The sequence below is a fragment of the Kytococcus sp. HMSC28H12 genome (assembly GCF_001816045.1).
Lineage (GTDB): Bacteria > Actinomycetota > Actinomycetes > Actinomycetales > Dermatophilaceae > Kytococcus > Kytococcus schroeteri.
In genome coordinates this window covers 1-1915 of the sequence record NZ_KV824534.1, presented here as the reverse complement: position 1 = coordinate 1915, position 1915 = coordinate 1, and the positions used below count along the sequence as shown (strand labels likewise).

The 1915-nt window shown below is 77.5% G+C and carries 3 protein-coding genes; 1 reads left to right on the top strand and 2 read right to left on the bottom strand.

Going from position 1 to position 1915, the window contains the following annotated elements:
• The coding region (locus tag HMPREF3099_RS07860) for an MFS transporter (RefSeq protein ID WP_141762069.1) at positions 1-568 on the bottom strand (568 nt) is incomplete at its 3' end.
• Positions 569-651: 83 nt separating this feature from the next.
• Between HMPREF3099_RS07860 and HMPREF3099_RS07855 the strand changes: the two genes are divergently transcribed.
• Complete coding sequence (locus HMPREF3099_RS07855; protein ID WP_070705466.1) at positions 652-948, top strand: ArsR/SmtB family transcription factor; 297 nt, start codon at positions 652-654, stop codon at positions 946-948.
• A 102-nt stretch (positions 949-1050) separates the two neighbouring features.
• Here HMPREF3099_RS07855 and HMPREF3099_RS12950 read toward each other — a convergent pair.
• A partial coding sequence (locus tag HMPREF3099_RS12950; RefSeq protein ID WP_070705465.1) for a hypothetical protein occupies positions 1051-1915 on the bottom strand: 865 nt, incomplete at its 5' end.

The window sequence follows — 1915 nt, the reverse complement described above, 5'->3', positions numbered from 1 at the left end:
CGGCCAGCGGCGCCACGAGCACCGCCGCCCCACCGGCCAGCCAGAACACCGTGGACCACCCGGCGCCGTGCACGAGCGGCAGGCCGGCGGGCAGGGCGGGGATCTGCGCGGCGGCCAGGGCCACGCCGTACATGCCCACCGCACGGCCCCGCAGGCGCGGCGGGGCCAGGGAGGCCGAGAGCGCCGACCCGGACACCACGAGCAGCCCGAAGCCGACCCCACGCAGGGCCTGCACCAGGTGCACCCCCCACAGCTCGGTGGTCCAGGGCAGCGCGAGCGCGGGGGCGCCCATGAGCACCAGGCCCGCCACGTACGGGCGCACGTAGCCCACCCGTGCCAGCAGCCACGGCATCGCCAGCTGGGCGGCCACGCAGGCGCCCATCATCACCGTGGTGGAGGCGCCCACCCCGGCCGGGGAGGCGCCCAGGTGCTCGGCCCAGGCCGGCACCACCGGCAGCAGCAGGGCGAAGTTGACGAAGGCACCCACGATGCCGACCAGCATCCACAGGTAGGAGGGGGTGAACAGGCCCTCGGCGGGTGCGTGCGGGATGCGGGGTGAGTCGGACACGCCGCGAGGGTACCGACCGGGCGCCCACCCTCCCCGGGCGCGGTGGGCCCGTGAGCGTCCGGGCGGTGTGGCACCCTCGGGGCATGGCCGAGGACCGTCACACCCAGTGGGCGCGGCGCTTCGACCTGCTCGGCGACCCGACGCGGCTGCGGCTGCTGGACCGCATGCACCACCACCCGGGGTCCACCGTGGCGGAGCTGGCCGAGGCCGCCGGCATCAGCCACGCCACCGCCTCGCAGGCGCTGCGCACGCTGCGGACCCAGGGCTGGGTGGAGGCCACCCGCGACGGCCGGTCCATGCGCTACCGCCTCGTCGACGAGACCGCCCACCGCCTGCTGCACGTCATGGGCGCCGACCACGCCCTGGACGCCCCCGACTGACGCCCCCTCAGCAGGGGTCGCTCCGGGTGTCCCGGGGGCGGTCACGCCGTGGACGGACCCACCCCCGGCGAACCGGACCCGCCCCCGGCCCGGTAGCCCACCTCACGCGCACCGCCGTCGCGAGCGCGCCACCGCATCGGCCACCATCTGCCGCACTGCCTCCGGCCGGTCGAGGTCCGCCCAGACCAGCCGCACCACCTCGTGACCGGCACGCTGCATGGCCAGGTCCCGCCGCTTGTCCTCCACCGCCAGCCGGCCGTGGTCGCGGTACTTCACCATCCCGTCGAACTCGACCACCACCCGTTCACCCCGGACGCGCAGGTCCACCCGTCCCAGCCACTCCCCGTCGGCGGTCACCAGGTTGACCTGCGGCTCCACCTCGATGCCGAGCCGCCCCAGCAGCAGCCGCGTCCGGGTCTCCCCCGGCGACTCCGACCGTCCGTCCGCCAGCGCCAGCGCCGCCGCCGCCCGCGCGTGCACCGGGTGAACCCGGCAGCGGTCCACGAGTTCCTGCACCGCCTCCCGCGTGGTGGCCCCAGCGTGCAGGGCGGCGTCCAGCACCACCACCCCCGCCTCGAGGCCGTAGCGGTCCGCCACGCCGACGGCGGCATCGGCCACGGGCACCACCTGCACGCCCCGGCACCGCACCGGGTGGACGCCCGGGTAGCCCCGGTAGACCGTGTGCGCACGGCGGCGCCGCCCCTGGCCTCCCCGGGTCCGGCTGCCCTCCACCACCGAGGGAAGCCGCAGCAGGGGCAGCCCGTGCAGGACGGCCGCGGACGCGTGGCTGACGGCCGTGTCCGGCCCCCAGGTGCGGGCGACGGCCACCGCGAGGAGGGCGTGCCGCTCCCGCGCCGGGGCCTCGGCCCACCGCCGCCCCTCCACGTAGGCGCCGCGGGCCACACGCACCAGGGCTCCGCGCCGCACCAACGTGGCCGCCGCCTGCTCCCCGATGCCGCACCCCGCC